The sequence below is a fragment of the Mesorhizobium sp. RCAM 05104 genome, from assembly GCF_059683645.1.
Map to the genome: position 1 here is coordinate 4614133 of NZ_CM185033.1, position 25868 is coordinate 4640000.

Below are 25868 nucleotides of genomic sequence, written 5' to 3' on the forward strand. Positions count from 1 at the left end.
CTTGCCGCAGCGACGAAAACGCCCTTGCGCCCGCGCGGCGTATCGGGCAAACCGGCCTTCCCTTGCGATTTTTGCCGCCCGAGGTCCCATGTCCACGACGATTTCGCCGCTCGCGCCGAAGAAATACCCCAAGATGCCGGCCATCGAGGGGGTGCGCATCGCCACCGCCGAGGCGGGGATAAAGTACAAGAACCGCACCGACCTCTTGACCATGGTCTTCGACGCGGGCACCGCGGTCGCCGGTGTTTTCACAAAATCGAAATGCCCTTCGGCCCCGGTCGATTTCTGCCGGCAGAATCTCGGGGCTGGCACAGCGCGGGTGCTGGTCGTCAATTCCGGCAACGCCAATGCCTTCACCGGCAAGAAGGGTCGCGAGTCCACCGCAGTGACGGGCGAGGCGGCGGCGAAGGCGGCCGGCTGCAAGGCCAGCGAGGTTTTCCTGGCCTCGACCGGCGTCATCGGCGAGCCGCTCGACACCACCAAGTTCAGCCATCTGCTGGCTGGATTGGTCAGCAACGGCAAGCCTGACCTGTGGACCGAAGCGGCAAAGGCCATCATGACCACGGATACCTATCCGAAAGTGGCGACCGTGACCGTCAAGCTCGGCGACACCGATGTCACCATCAACGGCATCGCCAAGGGCGCCGGCATGATCGCGCCCGACATGGCGACGATGCTCTCCTTCATCGCCACCGACGCGCCGATCGCGGCCCCCGTGCTTCAGGATCTCTTGTCGCGCGGCACCGCCAAGACCTTCAACGCGGTCACCGTCGACAGCGACACCTCGACCAGCGACACGCTGCTGATCTTCGCCACCGGCAAGGCCGCCAGTCGCGGCGCGCCCGCGATCTCCGATCCAAAGGATGCGCGCCTCGGCGCATTCCGCCGGGCGCTCGGCAAGGTGCTGAAATCGCTGGCGCTGCAAGTGGTGCGCGACGGCGAGGGCGCCCGCAAGCAGGTCGAAGTCACCGTCACCGGGGCGAAATCGGCAAGATCGGCCAAGCGCATCGCGCTGTCGATCGCCAATTCGCCGCTGGTCAAGACGGCGGTCGCCGGCGAGGACGCCAATTGGGGCCGCGTCGTCATGGCCGTCGGCAAGGCCGGCGAGCCCGCCGACCGCGACCGGCTGTCGATCTGGTTCGGCGACAACAGGCTGGCGCACGAGGGCGAGCGCGACCCCGGCTATTCCGAGCAAGCGACGTCGGCTTACATGAAGCGCGACGATATCCGCATCCGCGCCGATATTGGTATTGGTCGCGGCAAGGCGACGGTGTGGACCTGCGATCTCACCAAGGAATACGTCGCTATCAATGGCGATTATCGGAGCTGATGGTTTTGGCTTCCAAGCATCCGGCAAGCATGCTCGCGATCGTACGCCGCTATGAGGCGGCCGGCTTTCGCGCCTGGCCGGCAGCCGCTGTCCATTATGACGGCACCTGGGTGGTGCGGCTGACCGCCGGCCATCCGGCCAAGCGGCTGAACTCGGTCAATCCGCTAGATCCGGGCGACATCCAGCACATTGCCGATCGTATCGGCCGCGCCAGCCGCCGTTTCGATGCCTATGGCAGGCCGCTGACCTTCCGCATGTCGCCGCTGTCCGGTCCCGATCTTGCCAGCCATCTCGACAAGGAGGGCTGGAGCAAATTCGACGAATCGCTGGTCATGCGGCTGCCGCTGGCCGATGCCCAGCTCGATGCCGCCATGGACCAGATCCCGCTGAAGGATATCAGCCGCTTCATCGGTGCCTCGCTCAAGGTCAGTGGTTCGGATGTTTCGCTGCGGCCTGGCCTGTCGGAGATCATCGGCGCCATCCAGCCCGAGGCAGGGCTGTTCGCGCTCGAAGACGGGGCCGAACCGCTGGCGACGCTGATCTGCGTGCACGACGGCGATCTCGCCGGTCTGTTCGAGGTCGCCACCGACAAGTCGGCGCGCAACAAGGGCCATGGCCGCAACCTGATCCTGTCGGCGCTGAAATGGGCGCGGCTGCGTGGCGCGCGCGAAGCCTGGCTGCAGGTCGAGGCCGGCAATGCGCCGGCGCTGGCGCTCTACCGTTCGCTCGGCTTCGACGAAGTCTATCGCTATCATTATCGCCGGCCGCCTGGCGCATGAGTGGCGTGACGATCGCCGGCAAGCGCCTGCTCCTGGTCGCCGCCTGTGCGCTGGTCGATGCCGATGGCCGCGTGCTGTTGGCGCAGCGCCCGCAGGGCAAGCAACTCGCCGGCCTGTGGGAATTTCCCGGCGGCAAGGTCGAACCTGGCGAGACGCCCGAACAATGCATCATTCGCGAACTGCATGAGGAAATCGGCATCGAAACCGACATTCCTTGCCTGGCGCCGCTCACCTTCGCCAGTCACTCCTACGACGAGTTCCATCTGCTGATGCCGCTGTTCGTCTGCCGCCGCTTCCGCGGCATCGCTCAGCCCAGGGAGGGGCAGGCGTTGAAATGGGTGCGGCCAAAGCAGATGCGCGACTATCCGATGCCGCCGGCCGACGCTCCGCTGATCCCGTTCCTCATCGATCTTCTTTGAGGGCGCCCTCCCGGCCGGCTGCCGGTCGAGGTGGTCGTATCAGCCAGCGTTAATGGAAGATTTATCTCGTCATGAAAAATTGAAGCAAGGCCGTGTCGCGGCCGCGCCACCGATTCGCTGGGGAGCGATAGCATGAGCCTAGACAGGGATTGGGACTCGATCCGGCCCGACCGCAGCTTTCGTGTCGCCGACGCTGGCATGGGCATATTGCGCATCACGCTGCTGTTCGGCTCGGCCGCGGTGGCGCTGGCGCTGATCGCGGCCCCGTTCCTCGAGAGCCAGACGCGCTCGCTGGCTGCCCGCAATGATTTTCCTGGCGGGCTCGACATGACGGCCACCGGTTCAGTCAGCCGTCGCGACACCTACACGGTGCGCCGCAGCGTGCTGCAGCCGCAGCCCGATTCGGTTTGCATTATACGGTCCGATGGCAAGCGCAGCGGCGACTGCTGACATGGTTAAGGCATTGGCGAAAACGCGGCGGTTTCACCGCCTGTTAAGCCTTTGCCGTTAACCTTTCTTAACAGATCGAGGGTAGAGTCATGGCAAGAGGGATCGAGGTCATGAAAACAGTGCTGCAGCGTTTTCTGAAGGACGAGAACGGCGCCACGGTCGTCGAATATGCCCTGATCGTCGCGGTGCTGTCGTTGACCATCATCGGCGGCATCGGGCAGGTCTTCAACTCGATCACATGGCTGTTCAGCGACAACACCAGCAGGCTTTCGAACGCCTTCGCCCCCTGACCCTGGCGCGTCCGCGCCTCCGGTTGCCCTTAGTGGCCTTCCAGTATCTGCTTCAGCGAGACCTTGGCCGAACCCGGTTTCAGCGGTTTTTGCTGCGAGGCGTCAGGCGCCCAGCCGGACATCCAGACGATCGAGAAACTTGCCCTCACGCGACCGTCGGAGTCGGAAAACCGCTCGGCGTAGATTTCCGCCGCGCGGGCAAACAGCTTGCGTGCGCCGGGCCGCCGGCTGCGATCGGTGAGCGCGCTGGTTTCGCCCATGGCACGCAGGTCCGCCATCAGGCCGAACAGGTTGGCATAGCGGACCGTCACCGTCTCGACGTCGGCGACCGGCAGTGCGAGACCGGCGCGCTGCAGCAGCGCACCGGCATCGCGCACGTCGGTGAACGGGGTGACGCGCGGACTGGCGCCTCCATAGAGCTCGGTCTCGGCCGCGAGCAGGCTCTCGCGCAATTCACCGAGCGTGCCGGCACCCGCGAAGGCGCCGAGAAAAAGCCCGTCCGGCCGCAGCGCGCGGCGGATCTGGATCAGCATGCCGGGGATGTCGTTCACGGCTTGGAGCGACAGAAGGGAGACCGCCAGATCGAGGCTTTCCGGCTCGAAGGGCACGGTTTCCAGCGGCGCGATCAAGCCGGCGGCGCCATTCAGGAAGGCGGCGTCCGTCTCGACGCGGACAATCTCCGCTACCTTGCCGCTCTCGCCAAGCACATTGGCCGCCGCCGGCGTCTGGCAAAACAGCACCGCTGCCTTGCCGAACTTGCGCTCGACGGCACCCAGCCGATCGGCGAGATCCCCGGCGGCGCGGTTCATCAGGAAGTCCGCGCCGTCAACCGGATCGGCGAGCGCGCGCCGCTTGCGCGCCAGCCAGAGAGAGGTGTCCATTATAGGCTGCAACGGGCGGATCCTTGTTTGTCCACGCTCTGATATAGTTGATATAGTGGCGCCGAAGACCAACCACGTGGCCGATCCGATGCCCAAGATCAAGCCCATCGCGATCAGCAACTTCGCCCGATCGGCGCTCTCCTGGCCGGCGCGCATCCTGTTTCCGCCGGTCTGTGCCGGCTGCCGCCGGCATGTCTCGCAGCCCGGCGTGCTGTGTGGCTCCTGCTGGCCGAAGCTGCGGCTCCTGGAACGGCCATGGTGCCCGGTGATGGGCACGCCGTTCACCCATCATATGGGCGATGGCTTTCTGTCGGCCGAGGCGATTGCCGATCCACCGCCATTCGAGCGGGCGCGGGCCGCGGTGGCGTATTCGGGCGTCGCGCGCCAGATGGTGCAAGGGCTGAAATACCAGGACCGCACGGATCTCGCGCCATGGATGGCGCGCTGGATGGTTCGCGCAGGCGCGGATCTCATCGCCGAGGCGGATGTGGTGGTGCCGGTGCCGCTGCACTGGCGGCGCTTCTTCAGGCGGCGGTTCAACCAGTCGGCGGAACTGGCAAGGGCGGTCTCGCTGCTCAGCGATCTCCCCTTCGCCCCCTCCGCGGTGCGGCGCGTGAAACTCACCCGCCAGCAGGTCGGCTTGGAGCGAAAGGAACGCGAGGAGAATGTGCGAGCCGCCTTTCGGGTGCCGGCCGAGGCGGAAATCGAGATTGCCGGCCGCAGGGTGCTTCTGATCGACGATGTCTACACCACGGGCGCCACTGTCCGCGCCGCCACCAAGGCACTGAAAAAGGGGGGCGCCGGCGCTGTCGACGTGCTGACCTTTGCGCGTGTGTTGCCGGGGGACTTCCGGGCGGACGAGTCCGCGACTATATAAGTCGGCAACGAACAGCGGAAATTCGTCATGGTCGACGTCACCATCTACACCCGCATGATGTGCGGCTATTGCACGGCAGCCAAGCGGCTGCTTGAGCGCAAGGGCGTCGCTTATACCGAGCACGACGCTTCCTTCTCGCCCGAGCTGCGCCAGGAGATGATTTCCCGCGCTCATGGCCGCTCGACCTTTCCGCAGATTTTCATCGGCGACACGCATGTCGGCGGCTGCGACGACCTCCACGAGCTGGAGGCCGAGGGCCAGCTGGACAGACTGCTCGCCAACGGCGCGACGATTTGAGGAATATGACGATGGGTGTTTTCAAGGCCGCTGCGATCCAGATGCGTTCAGGCGAGAGCCCCGAGCGCAACGCGATCGATCTCGAACGGCTGGTGCGCGAAGCGGCGGCTCAAGGTGCGACCTACATCCAGACGCCGGAAATGACCGGAGCGCTGATCCGTGACAAGGAAGCGCGCGCCGCTTCCTTCACCTCCGAGGACAAGGACGTCATTGTCTCGACGGCGCGCGGACTGGCGAGCGAGCTCGGCGTCTTCCTGCATATCGGCTCGACCGCCATCCTGCGCGCCGACGGCAAGCTCGCCAACCGGGCGCTGCTGTTCGGCCCCGATGGCGCCACGCTCGCCAGCTACGACAAGATCCATATGTTCGATGTCGATCTCGACAATGGCGAGTCATGGCGCGAATCCGCCGCCTATGAGCCGGGCACCGAGGCCGTGGTGACCGGGGTCGCAGGCGCGAAACTGGGTTTTGCGGTCTGCTACGACCTGCGCTTCCCGCAATTGTTCCGCGCCGAGGCGCTGTCCGGCGCCGATCTGCTCTCCGTACCCGCCGCCTTCACCCGTCAGACGGGCGAGGCGCATTGGCATGTGCTGCTCAGGGCGCGCGCCATCGAAAACGGTGCCTATGTCATTGCCGCCGCGCAAGGCGGTCTGCATGAGGACGGCCGCGAAACCTATGGCCATTCGTTGATCGTCGATCCGTGGGGCCGCGTCATCGCCGAAGCCGCGCATGACGAGCCTGCGGTGATCGTCGCCGAGATCGACCCGGCGCAGTCGGCCGCGGCGCGCAAGAAGATCCCCAACTTGAAAAATGCGCGGGATTTCACCGTCAATGCCGGTTCGCCGGAGGCGCCGCGACTCAGGGGTGCGGCGTCTTGATACGCTTTGCGCTGATCTGCGAGCACGAGCACGAATTCGAGGGCTGGTTCCGCAGCAATGATGATTTCGACACCCAGAAGAAACGCGGCTTCGTCGATTGCCCGAACTGCGGCTCGCACAAGGTGCAGAAAGCGCTGATGGCGCCGGCCGTCTCCACGGCGCGCAAGCAGGAAACCATCGCGCTCGCCATGGGCGAGGCGCAGAAGCAGGCCCTGGCGCAGCTCAAGGCGATGGCCGAGAAGGTGCGTGAGAATGCCGACTATGTCGGCGACAAGTTTGCCGAGGAAGCGCGCAAGATCCATTTCGGTGAAAGCGATGCGCGCGGCATCTATGGCGAGGCGACGTTGGAAGAGGCCAAGAGCCTGGCCGAGGACGGCGTCGAGTTCATGCCGATCCCGGTGTTTCCGGACGACCGCAACTGACCAGTCAGGTCACGGTCCCGATCAATTTCTCCAGCAGGCGAGAGAGCGTTTCCCGTTCGGCCTGCGTCAGACCGGACAGGATCTGATGCTCATTGGCCACATGGGCGGTAACAGCCTCGTCGATCAGGGCGAGACCCTTTTCGGTCAGCCGCACGACAATGCCGCGCCGGTCGTTGGGGTGCGGGCCGCGCAGGATCAATCCAGACGATTCGAGCCGGTCGAGCCGGTTGGTCATGGCGCCCGATGTCACCATCGTCGCTTCGTAGAGCGCGGTTGGCGTCAGCGCGTAGGGTGATCCGGAGCGACGCAGCGTCGCCAGGACATCGAATTCCCCGGACTGCAATCCGTAACGGGCAAACAGCGGCGCGAGGCGTTCGCGGGCGACCAGGGATGCGGCCTCGTTCAGCCGTCCAAGCACGGCCATCGGCGAGACATCCAGATCGGGCCGCTCCCGTTTCCATTGCTCGATCGCTCTTGCCGCCCTGTCCAATTGTCTCACCATCATGTATCTTGATGTTAAGAATCTTTCCATTATCTTATCGCAAGATGCAATGCTGGCCAAGGGGCCGCGCACGACAGGGCTCGACCATGAAATTTCTCTGGGATTCGGCGCTCGGCCTGCTGGTCGTCACCGGCGGCCTGCTCGGCCTGACGCTGCCGTTTGGCAAGCTTGCCACGGCTGCCGGCGTTCCGGCCATGGTCTGGGCTTTCGTCATCTCGCTCGGCGCCGGCGGCGTGCTGCTGTGCTCGTTGCTGCTGCACGGCCAGCGCATCCGGCTTACGACACACAAGTTGCGCTACTTCTTCGTGACCGCGGCTGTGTCCTATGCCGTCCCCAATCTCCTGATGTTCTCGGCCATACCGCATCTTGGCGCCGGCTACACCGGCATCATGTTCACGCTGTCGCCGGTGATCACGCTGGTGTTCTCGATCCTGCTGCGTGTCCGGCGCCCGAACATGCTGGGCATCGTCGGCATCGCCGTCGGCTTCGTCGGTGCGGTCATGGTGGCGGTGACTCGCGGCGAGGCCGGTCAGCCGGCCGAACTGTTCTGGGTGGTGATGGGCCTGCTCATTCCGGTCAGCCTTGCCGCCGGCAACATCTACCGCACGGTCGACTGGCCGGAAGGCACCGGCCCGATCGAGCTTGCCGTCGGCAGCCATCTGGCATCGGCGGCGCTGCTGCTAGCCGGTATTCTCGCCTTGCTGGGCGTGGGGGCCTTCGCTCCGCTTGGCGGGGTGCCGCTGGTGGTCGTCGCGCAGGTCGCCTCGGCGTCGGCGATGTTCGCCTTCTTCTTCCGGCTGCAGGCGGTCGGCGGCCCGGTCTATCTCAGCCAGATCGGCTATGTGGCGGCAGGCGTCGGCTTGTTTGCCGGCACCATCTTCCTCGGCGAGCATTATCAGTTGCTGACCTGGACAGGCGCGATCATCGTCACCGCCGGCGTGTTCATCACCACCATGGCGCAAAGTCAGAAGGCTAGGACATCCAATGCCTGAATGGATTCAGGGTCAGACCGATCCCTTTTCCGCCAGCACCATGTAGTTGACGTCCATGTCCTTTGACCGCGTCCACCGGTCGGCAAGCGGGTTGTAAGTGACGCCGGTACGGTCAATGACGGTCAGGCCGGCCCCGCCAAGCGCCTTTTCGAGCTCTTCCGGGCGCACCAGCTTGCCGAATTGATGCGTGCCGCGCGGCAGCCAGCGCAGCACATATTCGGCGCCAATGATGGCGAGGCCCAGCGCCTTCAGCGTGCGGTTGATGGTGGCCACGAACATGATGCCGCCGGGCCGAACCATCTCGCCGCACTTGGCGACGAACAGATCGATGTCGGCGACATGCTCGACCACTTCCATGTTGAGGATGACGTCGAATTTCTCGCCGGCGTCGGCCAGGTCCTCGGCCGTCGTGGCGCGATAGTCGATGCTCACATTGCCCTCGGCCGCGTGCAGCTTCGCCACTTCGATGTTTGTTTCGGAGGCATCCGCTCCCACCACCTCGGCGCCAAGCCGCGCCATCGGCTCGCACAAAAGGCCGCCGCCGCAGCCGATGTCGAGGATGCGCAGGCCCTCGAAAGGCCGTGCCGCGCGTGGATCACGGCCAAAGCGCGTCGCTATCTGGTCGCGGATATAGGAGAGCCGGACCGGGTTGAACTTGTGCAGCGGACGGAACTTGCCGTTGGGATTCCACCATTCGGCGGCAAGGGCGGAGAAGCGTTCCACTTCTCCGGCATCGATCGTCGATCGTCGGGGCTCTGGCATCGGTTGGTCTCCTCAAGCGCTAGGAAGTCGGGCGTGAGGCCGCGAATGTCAAGGCGGCAATTTTGAATGCTGACAAGTGCCAGACCTCAAGTGCTGGCGTCGAGCACTTCGCGCAGCTTGGCCTCGAGTTGCTCGATCGTGAAGGGCTTGGCCAGGAAGTGCACGTCATGGTCGAGCACGCCGTTGTGGACCACGGCGTTCCTGGTGAAGCCGGTGGTGAAGATGACCTTCAGCCCGGGCCGGCGCGACACGGCCTCTTCCGCGAGCTTGCGGCCGTTCATCCCCGGCATGACGATGTCGGTGAACAGGAGCGCGACAGTGGGGGTTTCCGCCAGCTTTCGCAACGCTTCCTGACCGCTCGCCGTATGGATGACGGTGTAGCCGAGTTCACGCATGGCATCCGTGGTGGAAGCACGCACCCGGGCGTCGTCCTCGACGACGAGAATGGTTTCGGTAACAGACGCTGGACGCTCGCCTCTCCCTGGCGGCAAGGCGGCTTCTTCGGTCCCAAAAAAGCGCGGCAGGTAGATCTTGATCGTCGTGCCTTCGCCGGGCTCGGAATAGATCTTGACGTGGCCACCCGACTGTTTGACGAAGCCGAACACCTGGCTCAATCCCAAGCCGGTGCCCTTGTTGACCGGCTTGGTGGTGAAAAACGGCTCGAAGGCCCTGGCCATGACTTCCTGCGACATGCCCTCACCGGTGTCGCTGACCGCGATCATGACATACTGGCCGGCTGTGACCTCCGCATTGGTGGCGGCGTAGTCGTCGTCGAGGTGGCTGTTGGCGGTCTCGATGGTCAGCTTGCCGTCGTCGCCCATGGCGTCGCGCGCGTTGACCGCGAGGTTGAGAATGGCGTTCTCGATCTGGCTCGGGTCGGCGTGAGTCTTCCACAAGCCTCCCGCCAGCACGGTTTCGATACGGATGGTTTCGCCGAGCGCCCGCCGAAGCAGATCGGACATTCCGGTCACCAGACGGTTGGTGTCGACGATCTGCGGCGCCAGTGGCTGCTGGCGCGAGAAGGCAAGCAGCCGGGCCGTCAGGTTGGCGGCCCGGGTTGCCGCGTCGGTCGCGGCTTCTATGAATTTCGCGATGTCGTTCTCGCCACGCGCCAGCTTGCGCTGGGCGAGGTTCATGGCGCTGATGATCACCGCCAGCATGTTGTTGAAGTCATGGGCGATGCCGCCAGTCAGTTGACCGACGGCCTCCATCTTCTGCATCTGGCGAATCTGGGATTCTGCCTTTTCGCGCGTTTGGATTTCATTGCCGAGCGCGATGTTCTTGCGCATCAGCTCCTCCTGGGCAACGGCCACCTCGCGGAAGCGGCGTCGGGATTCGCGGATGGTGTAGGCGCCAAGCAGGAAGATCGCCAGCAGGGCCGCCAGCGAGCCGATGCGCAGCCAGGCCTCGACCTGGTCGGTATGCTCGTCGCGGGCGGCGATGGTGGCGGCGCCGATACGCCGGATCGTGTCCATGCTGGCCCGGATCTCGTCCATGGCGGCCTTGCCCTGGCCGCCGCGCACCAGCTCCAGCGCCTTCGTTGCATTGCCTCGGTCGTACAGGGCAATTGTTTCCGCCAGTTCGGCCTGCTTTTGCGAAAGCGCCTCTTTGATATGGCTGATCTGCAGGGTGAGTTCGTCGTCGGAAGCAGTCATGCTGTCGATGCGGGCAAGTTGCCCCGGGATGGCCTCGACGGCCTGCCGATAAGGCTCGAGATAGGATTTCTCACCAGTCAGCAGGTAACCGCGCTGACCGATTTCCGCATCCTGCGCCAGCGAAAGCAGTCCGGAAAGCGCGTCCTGATACTCAATTGCCTGGCGCGCGGCGGCGCGATTGGCCCTCTGGCTCTCGACGAGCACGGCTCGGGTGCCAACGATCAGCGCCAGCACCGCGAAGCCGACGACGAGCGGCAGCGATTGCCGTCGCATGGCACGCCGAAGACGAGCAATCATCTGTTATGCCGAACCAAAAGGAACTTCCCACACGCAGCATTTGGTAAGGGCCGCCGCCGCGGAACGCAATATGCCGTCGTCTTGAACTCGGCAATCCGCCGCCAGCCTTGCGAAACCTTCATCATTTGGCTAAGGAGGCCGCGCATTCAGCGGCCGGCGTCAGCCGGGCGTTCTCTTCCGCTTTCGGCTTCGGGCCGGCTTCAGTCAAAGGCATTTCGCTTCCATGGCGCGCATCGTGATGAAATTCGGCGGAACCTCCGTCGCCGACATCGCCCGCATCCGCAATGTGGCGCGTCACGTCAAACGCGAGGTCGATGCCGGCCATGAGGTGGCGGTCGTCGTTTCGGCGATGGCCGGCAAGACCAATGAACTGGTTGGCTGGACGCGCGAGGCCTCGCCGATGCACGACGCACGCGAATATGACGCGGTCGTTGCCTCCGGCGAGCAGGTCACGGCCGGCCTCCTGGCGATCACCTTGCAGAATATGGGCGTGCATGCGCGTTCCTGGCAGGGTTGGCAGATCCCGATCAAGACCGACAACGCCCACGGCGCGGCGCGCATCCTCGACATTGACGGCGCGTTCCTGATCAAGCGTTTCGGCGAGGGCCAGGTGGCGGTGATCGCCGGATTCCAGGGCATCGGCCCGGACAATCGCATCTCCACGCTTGGCCGCGGCGGCTCAGACACCAGTGCCGTGGCCATCGCCGCTGCGGTCAAGGCCGATCGTTGCGACATCTACACCGACGTCGACGGGGTCTACACCACCGATCCGCGCATCGAGCCCAAGGCGCGGCGTCTGGCCAAGATTTCCTTCGAGGAAATGCTTGAAATGGCCTCGCTCGGCGCCAAGGTTCTGCAGGTGCGTTCGGTCGAGCTTGCCATGGTGCACAGGGTGCGTACCTTCGTGCGGTCGTCCTTCGACGATCCCGATGCGCCCGGAATGGGGGATTTGCTCAATCCACCCGGAACGCTCATTTGCGACGAGGAAGAGATCGTGGAACAGCAGGTCGTCACCGGAATTGCCTATGCCAAGGACGAAGCGCAGATTTCGCTGCGCCGTGTCGGCGACCGGCCGGGCGTCGCCGCCGGCATCTTCGGGCCGCTGGCCGAGGCAAACATCAATGTCGACATGATCGTCCAGAACATTTCCGAGGACGGCAAGTACACCGACATGACGTTTACCGTCCCTTCGGGGGATGTCGACAAGGCGCTTGCCGTGCTCGAACGCCTGAAGGCCTCCATCGGTTATGACGTCGTGCAATCGGAAGCCGGAATGTCCAAGGTCTCGGTCATCGGCATCGGCATGCGCAGCCATGCCGGCGTCGCCGCCACCGCTTTCAAGGCGCTGGCCGACAAGTCGATCAACATCCGCGCCATCACGACGTCCGAGATCAAGATTTCGATCCTTATCGACGGTCCGTACACTGAACTCGCGGTTCGTACTTTGCATTCGGTCTACGGTCTGGATAAGCAGTAGCAAGACTGAATCAGTTGTTGCGTGAGCGCCGGCCGCAGCCGAAACTGCGGCGGGCAAAATGCCCATTGGAGAAGAAGCCGCGATGCGTGATCAGGCCAGTGGCCCGCGCGTTTTGCTGAAACGGCTCCGCGAGCTCATGCAAGAGCCGCTGGAGCCGCAGGAGCGGCTTGACCGCATTGTGCGCGACATCGCCTCCAACATGGTCGCCGAGGTGTGCTCGCTCTACGTGTTGCGCGCCGACTCGGTGCTCGAACTCTACGCCACCGAGGGTCTGAACCCGAACGCCGTCCACCTGGCGCAGTTGCGGCTGGGGCAAGGTCTGGTCGGCACGATCGCGGCAAGCGCGCGGCCGCTGAACCTCTCCAACGCGCAGGAACATCCAGCCTTCGCCTACCTGCCGGAGACTGGCGAAGAAATCTACAACTCCTTCCTTGGCGTCCCGGTGCTGCGGGCAGGGCGCACGCTCGGCGTTCTGGTTGTCCAGAACAAGACCATGCGCCATTACCGAGACGACGAGGTCGAGGCGCTGGAAACCACGGCGATGGTCATTGCCGAGATGATCGCCACCGGCGATCTGGCGCGGCTGACCCGGCCCGGGCTCGAACTCGATTTGCGCCGCCCGGTCAGCTTCACTGGCCTGTCGTTCAATGAAGGCGTCGGGCTTGGTCACGTCGTGCTGCACGAACCGCGCATCGTCGTCACCAATCTGTTCAACGAGGACAGCGAGGAAGAAGTTCGGCGGCTCGAAAGCTCGCTCGGCTCGCTCCGGCTCTCCATCGACGACATGCTGGAGCGCCGCGACGTCGCCTTCGAGGGCGAGCATCGCCAGGTGCTTGAAGCCTATCGCATGTTCGCCAACGATCGCGGCTGGGTGCGCCGGCTGGAAGAGGCGATCCGCAACGGCCTGACGGCCGAGGCCGCCGTGGAAAAAGTGCAGAGCGACATGCGCGCCCGCATGCTGCACATGACCGATCCCTATCTGCGCGAGCGGATGAGCGATTTCGACGACCTCGCCAATCGGCTGCTGCGCCAGCTGATGGGGCGCGGGCCGGAGGATGTCGCCGCCTCGTTGCCGAAGGATGCCATCATCGTCGCCCGCTCGATGGGGGCCGCCGAACTGCTCGACTATCCCAGGGAGAAGATGCGCGGGCTGGTGCTCGAGGATGGTGCCGCCACCAGCCACGTCGTCATCGTCGCGCGCGCCATGGGCATCCCCGTCGCCGGCCAGATGAAGGGCGCCGTTTCTATGGCGGAAAATGGCGACGCCATCATCGTCGATGGCGAAGAGGGCGTGATCCATCTGCGGCCGCAGCCCGATCTCGAGGCCGCCTATGCCGAAAAGGTGCGTTTCCGGGCTCGCCGGCAAGAGGTTTACCGCGAGCTGCGCAAAAAGCCGTCGATGACCAAGGACGGGGTGCAGGTCGACCTTCTGATGAATGCAGGGCTTGCCGTCGACCTGCCGCAGCTTGCCGAGGCCGGAGCGGCCGGCATTGGCCTGTTCCGCACAGAACTGCAGTTCATGGTCGCTTCGACGTTTCCCCGTGCCGAGGCACAGGAGCGGCTCTATCGCGACGTGCTCGACGCGGCGCGCGACAAGCCGGTCACCTTCCGCACCATCGATATCGGCGGTGACAAGGTGCTGCCCTATTTCAAGGGCTCCATCCAGGAAGAGAACCCGGCGCTCGGCTGGCGGGCGATTCGTCTCACCCTCGACCGACCGGGGTTGCTGCGCACCCAGATCCGCGCCTTGCTCAAGGCCAGTGGCGGGCGTGAGCTCAAGCTGATGCTGCCGATGGTGACCGAGCTTGGCGAGATTGCCCAGGCGCGCGAGATCATCGACCGCGAGGTGCGGCATCTGTCGCGTTTTGCGCACCATCTGCCGACCAGCCTCAAGCTAGGCGCCATGCTGGAGGTGCCGTCGCTTCTGTTCCAGCTCGACGAATTGATGAAGGCGGTCGACTTCGTTTCGGTCGGTTCGAACGACCTCTTCCAGTTCGTCATGGCCGTCGACCGCGGCAACACACAATTGGCCAACCGCTTCGATACGCTGTCGGCGCCTTTCCTGCGCGTCCTGAAGCAGATCGCCGATGCCGGCGTCCGTAACCACACGCCGGTGACGCTGTGCGGCGAACTCGCCGGTAAGCCGATCTCGGCGATGGCGCTGATCGGTCTCGGTTTTCGCTCGATCTCGATGTCGCCGGCCTCGATCGGCCCCGTCAAGGCGATGCTGACGGAACTGCCGCTGGAGGAATTGGAGGCGTTCTTCGACGACAATCTCATGGCGCCGGCGCAGGGGCTGCCGATGCGGGCGCTGCTGCAGGCCTTTGCCGACGACCGCTCGATCCCATTGTAGCGCCCTGATCATGGTCAATTTGCCCCGCGATCGTATGGATCAAGTCGTCAAGCGTTTCGAGATGCTCGAAGCGCAGATGTCGGCCGGGCCGGCGCCGGATGCCTATGTGCGGATGGCGTCGGAATATGCCGAAATCCAGGACATGGTGGCAAAGGTCAGGGCGCTGCGCGCGGCCGAGCATGAGCAGGCCGACCTCGAAGCGATGCTTGCCGACAAGGGCACCGATGCCGAGATGCGAGCTCTGGCGGAGGCCGACCTGCCGGAGGTCGAGGAACGCATCGAGGCGCTGCAGAAGGACATCCAGATCCTGCTGCTGCCCAAGGATGCCGCCGACGACAAGAACGCCATTCTCGAAATCCGCGCCGGTACCGGCGGCGACGAGGCGGCACTCTTCGCCGGCGACCTGTTTCGCATGTATGAGCGCTACGCCGCCGCGCGCGGCTGGCGGTTCGAGACCGTGTCGGCCAGCGATGGCGATGCTGGCGGCTTCAAGGAAATCATCGCCACGGTGTCTGGCAGGGGCGTCTTTGCCCATCTGAAGTTCGAATCCGGCGTGCATCGCGTGCAGCGTGTGCCGGCGACCGAGGCGAGCGGGCGCATCCACACGTCGGCGGCGACAGTGGCCGTGCTGCCGGAAGCGGAAGAAGTCGACATCGACATAAAGGCCGAAGACATCCGTATCGACACGATGCGTGCCTCCGGCTCCGGCGGCCAGCACGTCAACACCACCGATTCGGCCGTCCGCATCACCCATTTGCCGACCGGCATCATGGTGGTGCAGGCGGAAAAGTCGCAGCACCAGAACCGCGCGAAGGCCATGCAGATCCTGCGGGCACGACTCTATGACCTGGAGCGTAGCAAGGCTGACGAGGAGCGCTCGGAATCGCGCAAGTCGCAGGTCGGCTCGGGCGATCGCTCTGAGCGCATCCGCACCTATAATTTCCCGCAAGGGCGGGTCACCGACCACCGCATCAACCTGACCCTCTACAAGCTCGACCGGGTGATGATGGGTGAACTCGACGAGATCATCGACGCGCTGATCGCCGATCACCAGTCGAAGCTGCTTGCCGACATCGGCATCGATGGCTGACAAACTGCCTGAGACGCTGGGGCCGCTGCTGCGGGCAGCGCGGGCTCGGCTTGCCGCGGCCGCTGTCGATGATCCGGCGCTCGATGCGCGGCTGATCGTCGAACATTTTTCCGGCACGAGCCGCACGCAGGCGATTGCCGATCCGGAACGCAAGGTCGAGGCGACGGCTCTCGCGGCAATCGATGCCGCCTTGCGACGGCGCGCCGGCGGCGAGCCGGTGCACCGCATCCTGGGCTATCGTGAATTCTACGGCTTGCGCCTGTCGCTGTCGCCGGAAACGCTGGAACCGCGGCCAGATACGGAAACGCTGGTCGAGGCGGTGCTGCCCTTCGTCGAGGCGATTGCGGCGCGGGAGGGCGAATGCCGCATCCTTGATCTCGGCACCGGCACCGGCGCCATTGCGCTGGCACTGCTCAGTGCCGCGCCAGCCGCGATCGCCACGGGCGTTGACATTGCCGCTGGCGCGCTGGCGACGGCGAACCGCAATGCCAGGCAACTCGGGCTTGGCGGTCGGTTCACGGCGCTCCAGTCCGACTGGTTCGAAAAAGTTTCCGGCCGTTACCATGTAATTGCCGCAAACCCTCCCTATATACCTGCACAAGACATTGGAAATCTGCAGGATGAAGTCCGCGATTTCGATCCACGCCTGGCCCTTGATGGTGGCGTGGACGGGTTGGCCCCGTACAGAATCATCGCCGCCGAGGCGGCAAGGTTTCTGGAAGCCGAAGGCAGAATCGCGGTAGAGATCGGCCACACGCAGCGCAACGAGGTCAGCGAGATATTCCACGCAGCCGGCTATGCGGCTGCTGGGGTGTTTGGCGATCTTGGCGGAAACGACAGGGTTCTTGTCTTTCAACAGGGAAAGCCTTGACGCAGTGCGAAAAAAGCGCTTGGCAATACAGGGGAATGCGGCTAGGGTCGCCTCAACCGGATGAGACGAAGCAGGCAGTGCTCTTAGCGATTCGGTTTCCTTGGAAATAGCTGCCTTCTTGCGCAAACGACGCCCAAGCTTCGTGCGGGAATCGTCCGGCAAGTGATGTAACCGGAACAGGATGGCACGTGGCGCCAACGCAATCGATGCGGGCGAACGCCGGTGAAGAAACGAAACGGCTGGCTGCATGAGCGCCTCCGTTCGTGAAGAGTTTTTCGAAAATTTCAAAATGAAGAGAGTCGAATGAGGCCACAACAGCAGAACAGGCGCATGCGCGGTCGCAACAATAGTGGCGGCGGCGGTGGCAACAACAATAACAACAACAACCGCAAGGGGCCAAATCCCCTGACGCGTAACTACGAGAGCAACGGCCCGGACGTGAAGATTCGCGGATCGGCTCAGCAGATCGCCGAAAAATATGCCACCCTTGCCCGTGACGCGCACAGCTCCGGCGACCGGGTCATGGCGGAAAATTATCTCCAGCACGCCGAACACTACAATCGCATCATCGCGGCCGCGCAGGCGCAAATGCCGATCCAGAACGTCCAGCAGAATCGCGACGACTTCGACGATGACGGCGATGAGGATCGTGACGAGTTCGATAATGCCGGCAATAGCGGGAACGCCAATTCCGAGACACAGGTGCCCGCAGCCAGCCATGGCGCCGGTCCGCAGCCGATCATCGAAGGCATGCCAGCCGAGGTCGCGCTGAACCGCGAAAGCGGCCGCGACACGCGTGACAACAATGGCGGACGCAACAATGGCGGCCGCGACAACAATGGCGGGCGCCATCGCGATCGTCGGCCCAATGGCGGTTATGGCCAGGGTGGCCAGCGCGACTATGGTTCGTCCGCCGAGCAAGGCGGTCAACAGCAGCGCAACGAGGCCCCGATCCAGGCGGAGACCGGCTCGCCAGTTGAATCCATTGCGTCCGAATCCATTGCGGCCGAACCGGCTCCGCTGTTCGAGCACCTGTCGCCGGCCGATCTTGCCGCCCGGGCCGAACTCAATGAGGCGGCTGCCGAAAGCGGTGCCGCCCGTCGCCCGAGGCGTCCGCGCCGTCCGCGCGTCAATGCCGACCAGGTCGACGGTGGTGGCGACAATGCCGATGCCAGCGAGGTGGCCGTGGCCCCGGTCGACAGCGGCAACGCTGAACCGGTGATCGTCGACATCGACAACTGATCGAACGGCTCTTCAAGACATTGAACGGCGGGGAGAAATCTCCGCCGTTTTTGTTTTGTGCCGCGGCGGAATATTATGCGTTGACCGATATCAAAGCGTCTTGAGACAGCATGGCCTATGCACCATATCTCGGCTGAACAGGATCCGGCTCGAATGGGCGGGTCCGTCACCGCAATCTGATCCGGTGCCGCAAAGTGGGCCGGTGATGGAAGGAGACAGATATGAACCTTGAGAAATATTCCGAGCGCGTACGCGGCTTCATCCAGTCCGCACAGACCATGGCGCTCTCGCGCAACCACCAGCAATTCACTCCCGAACACATACTGAAAGTTCTCGTCGATGATGACGAAGGCCTGGTCGCTTCGCTGATCGAGCGCGCCGGCGCCAGCGTCCGCGACGTCAAACTTGGCGTCGAGGCGGCACTTGAGGCGATGCCCAAGGTCGAAGGCGGCAATGGCCAGCTCTATCTGGCACAGCCGCTGGCCAAGGTGTTTTCGACGGCGGAGGAGCTGGCCAAGAAGGCCGGCGACAGCTTTGTCACGGTCGAGCGGCTGCTGCAGGCGCTCGCCATGGAGAAATCGGCCAAGACCGCCGAGATCCTGGCCAAGGCCGGCGTCACCGCGCAGGCGTTGAACCAGGTCATCAATGACCTCCGCAAGGGTCGCACCGCCGATTCGGCGAGTGCCGAGCAGGGTTACGACGCGCTGAAGAAATACGCGCGCGACCTGACCGCCGATGCCCGTGCCGGCAAGCTCGATCCGGTCATTGGCCGTGACGACGAGATCCGCCGCACCATCCAGGTGCTGTCGCGCCGCACCAAGAACAACCCGGTGCTGATCGGCGAGCCGGGCGTCGGCAAGACGGCGATCGCCGAAGGCCTGGCGCTGCGCATCGTCAACGGCGACGTGCCGGAATCGCTGAAGGACAAACAGTTGATGGCGCTCGACATGGGCTCATTGATCGCGGGCGCCAAATATCGCGGCGAGTTCGAGGAGCGGCTGAAGGCCGTGCTTTCGGAAGTCACCTCTGCCGCCGGCGGGATCATCCTGTTCATCGACGAAATGCACACGCTGGTCGGTGCCGGCAAGGCGGATGGCGCCATGGATGCGTCGAACCTCTTGAAGCCGGCGCTGGCGCGCGGTGAACTGCATTGCGTCGGCGCGACCACGCTGGATGAATATCGCAAGCATGTCGAGAAGGATCCGGCTCTTGCCCGCCGTTTCCAGCCTGTGTTCGTCGACGAGCCGTCGGTGGAAGACACCGTCTCGATCCTGCGCGGCCTGAAGGAGAAATATGAGCAGCACCACAAGGTGCGTATCTCCGATTCGGCGCTGGTGGCGGCGGCGACGCTATCCAACCGCTACATTGCCGACCGCTTCCTGCCGGACAAGGCGATCGACCTGGTCGACGAAGCCGCCTCGCGGCTGCGCATGCAGGTCGATTCCAAGCCCGAGGCGCTGGACGAAATCGATCGCCGTATCATGCAGCTCAAGATCGAACGCGAGGCGCTGAAGGTCGAGACGGATGACGCGTCGAAGGACCGGCTCGCCCGCCTGGAAAAGGAACTCGTCGGCCTCGAGGAGGAATCGACCGAGATCACCGCAAAGTGGCAGGCGGAGAAGCAGAAGCTCGGGCTGGCGGCTGACCTCAAGAAGCAGCTCGACGAGGCACGCAACGACCTCGCCATTGCCCAGCGCAAGGGTGAATTCCAGCGCGCCGGCGAGCTTGCCTATGGCAAGATCCCGGAACTCGAAAAGAAGCTCAAGGACGCCGAAGCCCAGGACGGCAAGGTCGGCATGGTCGAAGAGGTGGTCACCCCCGACCACGTCGCCCATATCGTCTCGCGCTGGACCGGTATTCCGGTCGACAAGATGTTGCAGGGCGAGCGCGACAAGCTGTTGCGCATGGAAGACGAGATCGGCAAGCGCGTCGTCGGCCAGGGCGAGGCTGTGCAAGCCGTCTCGAAAGCCGTGCGCCGGGCGCGTGCCGGCCTGCAGGATCCGAACCGGCCGATCGGCTCGTTCATGTTCCTCGGACCGACGGGCGTCGGCAAGACCGAACTGACCAAGGCCTTGGCCAGCTTCCTGTTCGACGACGAGAGCGCCATGGTGCGCATCGACATGTCGGAGTTCATGGAGAAGCATTCGGTCTCGCGGCTGATCGGCGCGCCTCCCGGCTATGTCGGCTACGAGGAAGGCGGCGCGCTGACCGAAGCCGTGCGGCGCCGACCCTATCAGGTCGTGCTCTTCGACGAGATCGAGAAGGCGCATCCGGACGTGTTCAACGTGCTGCTGCAAGTGCTCGATGATGGTCGCCTGACCGACGGGCAGGGCCGTACCGTCGATTTCCGCAACACGCTGATCATCATGACGTCGAATCTCGGCGCCGAATATCTGGTCAATCTTGGCGAGGACCAGGATGTCGACCAGGTTCGCGACGAGGTGATGAACGTCGTCAAGGCTTCGTTCCGGCCGGAATTCCTCAACCGCATCGACGAGGTGATCCTGTTCCACAGGCTGCGCCGCCAGGATATGGGCCGCATCGTCGAGATCCAGCTCAAGCGGCTGGAAAACCTGCTTGTCGACCGCAAAATCACGCTCCGCCTCGACCAGGAGGCGATCGACTGGCTAGCGGCCAAGGGGTACGACCCGGCCTATGGCGCGCGGCCATTGAAGCGGGTGATGCAGAAGGAACTGCAGGATCCGCTGGCGGAGAAGATCCTGCTTGGCGATATCCTCGACGGCTCGACCGTCAAGGTGACGGCCGGTTCCGACCGGCTGAACTTCCGCTCGAAGCAGACGATTGTCGCGGCCGAAGCGGCAGCCTGATACAACGCCGCGCATCCAATCTGGATGCGCGGCGTTTTCACATTGCGAGGGCGGGGATGACGCTGGACGACTACAACAGCTTCTGCGCCTCGCTGCCTTCGACGACCCATGTCGTCCAGTGGGGCGGCGCCCATGTCTGGAAGGTCGGGGCCAAGGTGTTTGCGATCGGCGGATGGGATCAAGGACGGCAGCTCTTCGTCACCTTCAAATGCTCCAACATTGCCTATGATGTGCTCAAGGAGCTACCGGGGCTGCGGCCGGCGCCCTATCTTGCCTCGCGCGGCATGACATGGATCCAGCGTCGGACAAGCCAGAGCGTGGATGATGCTGCGCTGAAGGACTATCTGCGCGAGAGCCATCGCCTGGTTGCCCTCAAGCTGACGAAGCAGGCGCGCAAGGAACTGGGGCTTGCCGCCCGCTAGCCGACATTCATCGAGGCGCCGGAAAGCCGCCATCTTCATGCCCGGTTCATATTGGAACCATATGCTGGGTAACTGGTTTGTTGGCGAAGGGTTCGCCTCACAGGGACACTGCCGGGCGGCGGCAATTACGGACCGGAGAGTTTGGCCACCATGTTGCGGACGATCTTCACTCTCTCGGCGCTCGCCGTCGGGATACTTTCTTCAAGTGCAATGGCCGCGCCGACCGACGATACCTCGCCACGGGCTGTTCGCACTGCTGCGGCCGGCGGCATCCTTGTCGCCCAGGACGGCAATCTGGACATCTATTACGACGCCAGGGGAAACCGCGTCATTGTCGATGCCGATACCGGCAAGGTGATCGCCATCCAGCCGCCGCACACGCGGCTCGACCGTCGCGCGCTGCGCCGTGAGACAAGGCTGCGCGAGCTTGGTCGCGTCCCCGCCGAAGACGACCGCTACTACCTCGACAATCCGGAAGACATGGCGCGGTTCCGCCGCAAGCAGTTGCAAGAGGAAGGCCGGGTCATCCCGCCGCCGGCGGACGAATACGATCCCGATAGTGGCAATTCCGTGGAAGCCTACCCGCCGGCGCCTCAGGACGACGGCAGCTACGACAACAATTACCCTGAGGCACCACAGCCGGCAGAGCCGGACACCATCAAGCGTCAGCCGCTCAACGAGGCATCGATAGAACCTGTCCAGCCGGCAGCGCCCGCGGAACAGGCCGCGCCTGCCGATCAGGCGGCACTGCCGCCAAAGGCTGGCGACAAGACCACTGTCGAGCCGTCGCTTTCGCTCGGAGCGCGCCAGGATGTCGCCGCACTTCAGGTGCTGCTCGACCGGGGCGGCGCATCACCTGGCGTCATCGATGGGCGATTCGGTTCGAATGTCGACAAGGCGCTCGCCGCCTACAACGAAATCACGGGCAGCAATCTGCGATCGACCGATGCGGTCGGAATCCAGACGGCACTTGCACAATCCGGCGGCGATGCCTTCGCCAACTACACCATCACACCGGAGGATGCGGCCGGCCCCTATGTCGCCTCGATCCCGGAAGACTACAGCCAGAAGGCGCAGCTCGACCGCATGGGCTACACGTCGGTGACCGAAGCGCTCGCCGAGCGCTTCCACATGGACGAGAACTATCTGAAGGCGCTCAACCCGGACGCCAATTTCAATCGTCCTGGCACGATCATCAAGGTCGCCAATTTTGGCAGGCTGGTCTCGACGCCGGTCGCCCGCATCGTCGCCGACAAGGGCAAGAAAGAGGTTTTCGCCTATGACGCGGGGGGCAAGCTGGTCGCGGCTTATCCCGCGACCATCGGCTCGTCGGATACGCCGTCACCGTCCGGCACGCACACGGTGTCGCGCGTCGCGCTCGATCCGAACTACACCTACAACCCCAACATCAATTTCAAGCAGGGCCAGAACGACAAGATTCTGACCATTCCGCCGGGTCCCAACGGCCCGGTCGGATCGGTGTGGATCGCGCTCGACAAACCGACCTATGGCATCCACGGCACACCGGACCCTTCGAAGATCGGCAAGACCGAAAGCCATGGCTGCGTGCGCCTGACCAACTGGGATGCGCGAGAACTCGCCAAGCTCGTCTCGCCGGGTGTCACCGTTGAGTTTGTCGACTGAAGAACCAACGGCCTCCGCTGCGCCTCAGCCGATGATCCTGCGCACCCACTTCGCGCTTGGCGTGGCCGCGTAGATCAGCTGCACAACCAGAATGAAGCCGACGCTGAGCAACGGGGTGATCAGGCACAGTGCGGCGCCGATCGCCCACAGGATCTGCGCCTTGACGATACGCAGGTAGACCGTGTGTCGCGTCTGCGCATCGACATCTTCCGCCAGAAAGCCGCTTTGCTCCGTATAGCGCCAACTGGCGAACAGCGTGACGCCGAGCATCAGCAGATTGAGCCAGTAGACGAGCACAGCGGTCCTGAATTCGAGGAAGTCGGCCAAAAGGTCCGTCGAGAACGGTAGCAAGGCGATGAAGGCGAGAAAGCAGAGGTTCAGCGTGGCAAGCCGTCTGTCGGATTTTGCGATCAGCCCATGCTGCGCCTGCTGGCCGAACCAGAAGATGGTCAGCGTCAGGAAGCTCAAGGCATAGGTCAGGAAGCGTGGCGCGAGTGCCGCGATCGCGGCAAGCAAATCGCGTTCCGAATGGATCGCCTCGTGTGCCGGGACCCTGATCTCGAGCACGATCAGGGTGAGTGCAATGGCGAACACCCCGTCGGTGATGCCGACGACGCGGCCGCGTCCCTCCGCTGATGGTTCGAGTGGACGCTTCATCGATTTCTCCACGCCTGCAGCTCCCCGGAAAACTTAGCATGACTGCCACCGTTTGCATCCGGATAGGTGCCACCCTGGCGCGACGGCTAGTCTCAGGTGAGACTGGTTTCAATGACTGCAAGCCACTGGCCGGTTGTTGCCGGTGCGCTGGGGGTCTAAGCAGGGTTCCATGCATTCACCAAGCGAAGTCGCCGCGGTCCCGCTGACCAGCCCGGTCACGAACGGAACGTTCTGTCCGCAATCGCGGCGGCGGTTTGTGTTGATCGCGGCGATCCTGGCCTCGGCGCTTGGCTTCATCGACGGTTCGATCCTGGCCATCGCCATGCCGGCGATCCGTGTCAACCTCGGCGCCAGCCTTGCCGAGGCGCAATGGATTTCCAATGCCTATGCGTTGACGCTCTCGGCGCTGATCCTTGCCGGCGGCGCCGCCGGCGATCGATTCGGGTTGCGACGCGCCTTTGTGGCAGGCATTGCGCTGTTCATTGTTGCCTCGCTTGCCTGTGCCCTGGCGCCGAATGCGGCTGTGCTGATCGCGTTTCGCGCCATCCAGGGCATTGGTGCCGCGATCATGGTGCCGGGCAGCCTCGCCATCATAGCCAAGGCCTACCCGAAGAAAGAACGCGGCCGCGCGATAGGCATCTGGGCGGCGGCTTCGGCGCTGACCACGGCGCTTGGCCCGGTGCTCGGCGGCCTTGTGCTTTCTGCTTTCGGCGACGGCATCTGGCGAGCGATCTTCGCCATCAACCTGCCGCTCGGCCTCATCTCGATCTATCTTCTGCTGGCCAAGATTCCGGCCGACGCGCCAACGGCGAAACGCAGTCTGGATCTTGGTGGTGCGGCGCTTGCGACATTGGCCTTCGGCGCGCTCGCCTACGGGCTGACCTCGATGAGCGCCAGCGGCGAGGGGCATATGTCGGGGCCGAGTATCGCCGCCGGCGCCGTATTGCTGGCTGTCTTCATCTTCTTCGAGCTTCGGCAGCGCGAGCCGATGATCGATCTGTCGCTGTTTCGTGTCGGCGCTTTCGCCGGCGCCAATGTCGCAACGTTCTTCCTCTATTTCGCGCTGTCGGCCAATCTTTTCTATCTGCCGATGCTGCTGATCGCCGGCTGGGGATTGAGCACGGCCGAGGTCGGCTTCATCTTCCTGCCCTTGTCGGCATCGATCGCGCTCCTGTCGGGACCGGTCGGCCTGCTGTCGGATCGGATCGGGCCGCGTTTTCCGATTGCCTGCGGCAGCCTGGTCGTGGCTCTCGCCTTCGCCGGACTTGCATTGCTCACCCATGCTGGCATCCACAATTTCTGGGCGGGAACATTTCCGCTGATGGCGCTGATGGGGCTCGGCATGGCGCTGGTGGTGTCGCCGCTGTCGACCGCGATCATGACGGCAGTGGAAGACAAGGATACGGGTGCTGCCTCCGGTATAAACAATGCCGTTTCGCGCATCGGCGGCCTGATCGCCGTGGCGGCGATGGGGTCGCTTGCAGCCTGGGTCTACGCGAATGCACTGGATGGGAATGCAATGCCCGGCGTCCCTGGCTTCGGCGAACCGGCACCGGCCGGACTTGCGCCGGCACTCGATGCGGCAAGGCTCGCCGCCAGCGATGCTGCGTTTTCCGCGGTCTCCTCGGTGACAGCGCTGCTTTGCCTGCTTTCGGCTGTCATCGCGTGGACGACCATTTCCGGCGAGCGGCTGCCATGGTCGCGGCGTGCCGAAGATGCGCAAGGCTGAACTTCAACCAATCAGCCGTCGATCTTGGCGCTCGCGACTTTCAGCGAATCGCTGTCTTCCTGCTTCAGCAGGTCGTCGATGCGCTCGCGCTCGCGCTTGAAGGCGACAAGGTCATCGCCTTTCAGCACCTTGCCGACCGGCAGCCGGACGCGCATCGAATCGACCTTGGTGCCGTTGACGATCAGCTCGTAGTGGAGGTGCGGACCGGTGGAGAGACCGGTCTGGCCGAGATAACCAATGACCTGGCCCTGGCGGACATGAACGCCAGGTTCGATGCCTTTGGCAAAGGCGCTCTGGTGATTGTAGGACGTCTCGTAGCCGTTGGCATGGCGCAGGATGATCTGCTTGCCATAGCCGCCGGCCCAGCCCGCCTTCTCAACGACGCCGTTGCCGGCGGCGATGATCGGCGATCCGATGGGAGCGGCCCAATCGGTGCCTGTGTGCATGCGGACATAGCCGAGGATTGGATGCTTGCGGGCACCAAACCCGGAGGTAAATCTGCCGTTGGGCAGCGGGTTGCGCAGCAGGAACTGCTCGGCGCTTGAGCCGTCCTCGTCGAAATAGTCGGTGCTGCCGTCCTGCATCTGGAAGCGATAGAAGTTGCGTGTCGTGCCGCCGAATGTCGCCGAGACGTAGAGAAGTTCGGAACTGTCCGAGGTCTGGTCGTCGCCATCGGGCTGTGAGAACAGCACTTCGAGGCGGTCGGAGGGGTTGAGGCGGGACT

25 protein-coding genes (1 of these 25 running past the window's edge) are annotated in these 25868 nt (G+C 64.0%); 19 read left to right on the forward strand and 6 right to left on the reverse strand.

What is annotated here, in order from left to right:
• Positions 1-88: 88 nt before the first annotated feature.
• The 5 genes from argJ (at position 89) to AC56QP_RS22660 (ending at position 3268) form a co-directional block, all read left to right on the forward strand.
• The gene (argJ, locus tag AC56QP_RS22640) at positions 89-1330 is read left to right on the forward strand and encodes a bifunctional glutamate N-acetyltransferase/amino-acid acetyltransferase ArgJ (protein ID WP_489863409.1); all 1242 of its coding nucleotides are present in this window, start codon (positions 89-91) and stop codon (positions 1328-1330) included.
• Positions 1331-1359: 29 nt separating this feature from the next.
• The gene (locus AC56QP_RS22645; RefSeq protein WP_489863540.1) at positions 1360-2109 is read left to right on the forward strand and encodes a GNAT family N-acetyltransferase; all 750 of its coding nucleotides are present in this window, start codon (positions 1360-1362) and stop codon (positions 2107-2109) included.
• Positions 2106-2528: a (deoxy)nucleoside triphosphate pyrophosphohydrolase gene (locus AC56QP_RS22650; RefSeq protein ID WP_489863408.1), complete on the forward strand. Its 423-nt coding sequence runs from the start codon at positions 2106-2108 to the stop codon at positions 2526-2528. The genes AC56QP_RS22645 and AC56QP_RS22650 overlap by 4 nt, the downstream gene beginning before the upstream one ends.
• A 132-nt stretch (positions 2529-2660) precedes the next feature.
• Positions 2661-2978 carry a hypothetical protein gene (locus AC56QP_RS22655; RefSeq protein WP_489863407.1) on the forward strand — a complete coding sequence of 106 codons (318 nt, stop codon included), beginning with the start codon at positions 2661-2663 and terminating at the stop codon, positions 2976-2978.
• Between the two features lie 110 nt (positions 2979-3088).
• A complete protein-coding gene (locus tag AC56QP_RS22660; protein WP_091585376.1) occupies positions 3089-3268 on the forward strand; it encodes a Flp family type IVb pilin in 180 nt (59 codons plus the stop codon).
• Positions 3269-3297: 29 nt separating this feature from the next.
• Here AC56QP_RS22660 and AC56QP_RS22665 read toward each other — a convergent pair whose 3' ends face one another.
• Positions 3298-4161 carry a methyltransferase domain-containing protein gene (locus AC56QP_RS22665; RefSeq protein WP_489863406.1) on the reverse strand — a complete coding sequence of 288 codons (864 nt, stop codon included), beginning with the start codon at positions 4159-4161 and terminating at the stop codon, positions 3298-3300.
• A gap of 64 nt (positions 4162-4225) precedes the next feature.
• Here AC56QP_RS22665 and AC56QP_RS22670 point away from each other — a divergent pair, with 64 nt between their 5' ends.
• From AC56QP_RS22670 to AC56QP_RS22685, 4 genes are read left to right on the forward strand one after another with little or no spacing between them, the layout of a single operon-like run.
• Positions 4226-5026, forward strand: coding sequence for a ComF family protein (locus tag AC56QP_RS22670; RefSeq protein ID WP_489863405.1), 801 nt, complete (start codon positions 4226-4228; stop codon positions 5024-5026).
• A 27-nt stretch (positions 5027-5053) separates the two neighbouring features.
• Positions 5054-5323 carry a glutaredoxin 3 gene (grxC, locus tag AC56QP_RS22675; protein WP_269907762.1) on the forward strand — a complete coding sequence of 90 codons (270 nt, stop codon included), beginning with the start codon at positions 5054-5056 and terminating at the stop codon, positions 5321-5323.
• An 11-nt stretch (positions 5324-5334) separates the two neighbouring features.
• Complete coding sequence (locus tag AC56QP_RS22680) at positions 5335-6201, forward strand: carbon-nitrogen hydrolase family protein (protein ID WP_489863404.1); 867 nt, start codon at positions 5335-5337, stop codon at positions 6199-6201.
• Positions 6198-6623: a DUF1178 family protein gene (locus AC56QP_RS22685; protein WP_489863403.1), complete on the forward strand. Its 426-nt coding sequence runs from the start codon at positions 6198-6200 to the stop codon at positions 6621-6623. Before AC56QP_RS22680 ends, AC56QP_RS22685 begins: the two co-directional genes overlap by 4 nt.
• A gap of 4 nt (positions 6624-6627) precedes the next feature.
• On the opposite strand, the gene AC56QP_RS22690 is transcribed toward AC56QP_RS22685, so the two are convergent.
• Positions 6628-7113 (reverse strand): MarR family winged helix-turn-helix transcriptional regulator, encoded by a 486-nt coding sequence (locus tag AC56QP_RS22690; protein ID WP_489863539.1) that lies wholly within the window; start codon positions 7111-7113, stop codon positions 6628-6630.
• A gap of 98 nt (positions 7114-7211) precedes the next feature.
• Between AC56QP_RS22690 and AC56QP_RS22695 the strand changes: the two genes are divergently transcribed.
• Positions 7212-8117: a DMT family transporter gene (locus AC56QP_RS22695; RefSeq protein WP_489863402.1), complete on the forward strand. Its 906-nt coding sequence runs from the start codon at positions 7212-7214 to the stop codon at positions 8115-8117.
• 12 nt (positions 8118-8129) lie between these two features.
• Here AC56QP_RS22695 and ubiG read toward each other — a convergent pair whose 3' ends face one another.
• On the reverse strand, positions 8130-8879 hold the full coding sequence (ubiG, locus tag AC56QP_RS22700; protein WP_489863401.1) for a bifunctional 2-polyprenyl-6-hydroxyphenol methylase/3-demethylubiquinol 3-O-methyltransferase UbiG: 750 nt from the start codon (positions 8877-8879) through the stop codon (positions 8130-8132).
• Positions 8880-8965: 86 nt separating this feature from the next.
• Positions 8966-10807: a CHASE3 domain-containing protein gene (locus AC56QP_RS22705; protein ID WP_489863538.1), complete on the reverse strand. Its 1842-nt coding sequence runs from the start codon at positions 10805-10807 to the stop codon at positions 8966-8968.
• A 247-nt stretch (positions 10808-11054) separates the two neighbouring features.
• Here AC56QP_RS22705 and AC56QP_RS22710 point away from each other — a divergent pair, with 247 nt between their 5' ends.
• The 8 genes from AC56QP_RS22710 (at position 11055) to AC56QP_RS22745 (ending at position 22758) form a co-directional block, all read left to right on the forward strand.
• The gene (locus tag AC56QP_RS22710; protein ID WP_256751723.1) at positions 11055-12308 is read left to right on the forward strand and encodes an aspartate kinase; all 1254 of its coding nucleotides are present in this window, start codon (positions 11055-11057) and stop codon (positions 12306-12308) included.
• Positions 12309-12390: 82 nt separating this feature from the next.
• On the forward strand, positions 12391-14661 hold the full coding sequence (gene ptsP, locus AC56QP_RS22715; protein ID WP_489863400.1) for a phosphoenolpyruvate--protein phosphotransferase: 2271 nt from the start codon (positions 12391-12393) through the stop codon (positions 14659-14661).
• Positions 14662-14671: 10 nt separating this feature from the next.
• On the forward strand, positions 14672-15751 hold the full coding sequence (gene prfA, locus AC56QP_RS22720) for a peptide chain release factor 1 (RefSeq protein WP_489863399.1): 1080 nt from the start codon (positions 14672-14674) through the stop codon (positions 15749-15751).
• Positions 15744-16622 carry a peptide chain release factor N(5)-glutamine methyltransferase gene (gene prmC, locus AC56QP_RS22725; protein ID WP_489863398.1) on the forward strand — a complete coding sequence of 293 codons (879 nt, stop codon included), beginning with the start codon at positions 15744-15746 and terminating at the stop codon, positions 16620-16622. Before prfA ends, prmC begins: the two co-directional genes overlap by 8 nt.
• A 303-nt stretch (positions 16623-16925) precedes the next feature.
• Positions 16926-17864, forward strand: a complete 939-nt coding sequence (locus tag AC56QP_RS22730) for a DUF4167 domain-containing protein (protein ID WP_489863397.1) — start codon at positions 16926-16928, stop codon at positions 17862-17864.
• 221 nt (positions 17865-18085) lie between these two features.
• The gene (gene clpB / locus AC56QP_RS22735; RefSeq protein WP_489863396.1) at positions 18086-20692 is read left to right on the forward strand and encodes an ATP-dependent chaperone ClpB; all 2607 of its coding nucleotides are present in this window, start codon (positions 18086-18088) and stop codon (positions 20690-20692) included.
• 56 nt (positions 20693-20748) lie between these two features.
• Complete coding sequence (locus AC56QP_RS22740) at positions 20749-21114, forward strand: MmcQ/YjbR family DNA-binding protein (RefSeq protein ID WP_489863395.1); 366 nt, start codon at positions 20749-20751, stop codon at positions 21112-21114.
• A gap of 150 nt (positions 21115-21264) precedes the next feature.
• On the forward strand, positions 21265-22758 hold the full coding sequence (locus tag AC56QP_RS22745; RefSeq protein ID WP_489863394.1) for a L,D-transpeptidase family protein: 1494 nt from the start codon (positions 21265-21267) through the stop codon (positions 22756-22758).
• Between the two features lie 24 nt (positions 22759-22782).
• Here the strand turns inward: AC56QP_RS22745 and AC56QP_RS22750 are convergent, their stop codons facing one another.
• Entirely contained in the window at positions 22783-23415 is a 633-nt protein-coding gene (locus AC56QP_RS22750; protein ID WP_489863393.1) for a TMEM175 family protein, read from the reverse strand.
• Positions 23416-23584: 169 nt separating this feature from the next.
• Here AC56QP_RS22750 and AC56QP_RS22755 point away from each other — a divergent pair, with 169 nt between their 5' ends.
• Positions 23585-25144: an MFS transporter gene (locus tag AC56QP_RS22755; protein ID WP_489863392.1), complete on the forward strand. Its 1560-nt coding sequence runs from the start codon at positions 23585-23587 to the stop codon at positions 25142-25144.
• A gap of 11 nt (positions 25145-25155) precedes the next feature.
• Here the strand turns inward: AC56QP_RS22755 and AC56QP_RS22760 are convergent, their stop codons facing one another.
• A protein-coding gene (locus tag AC56QP_RS22760; protein WP_489863391.1) for a M23 family metallopeptidase crosses the window boundary here: on the reverse strand, positions 25156-25868 show its final stretch. Its footprint extends 1258 nt past the window's final position; only the last 713 of its 1971 coding nucleotides appear in the window; the start codon falls outside the window, past its right edge; it ends in the stop codon at positions 25156-25158.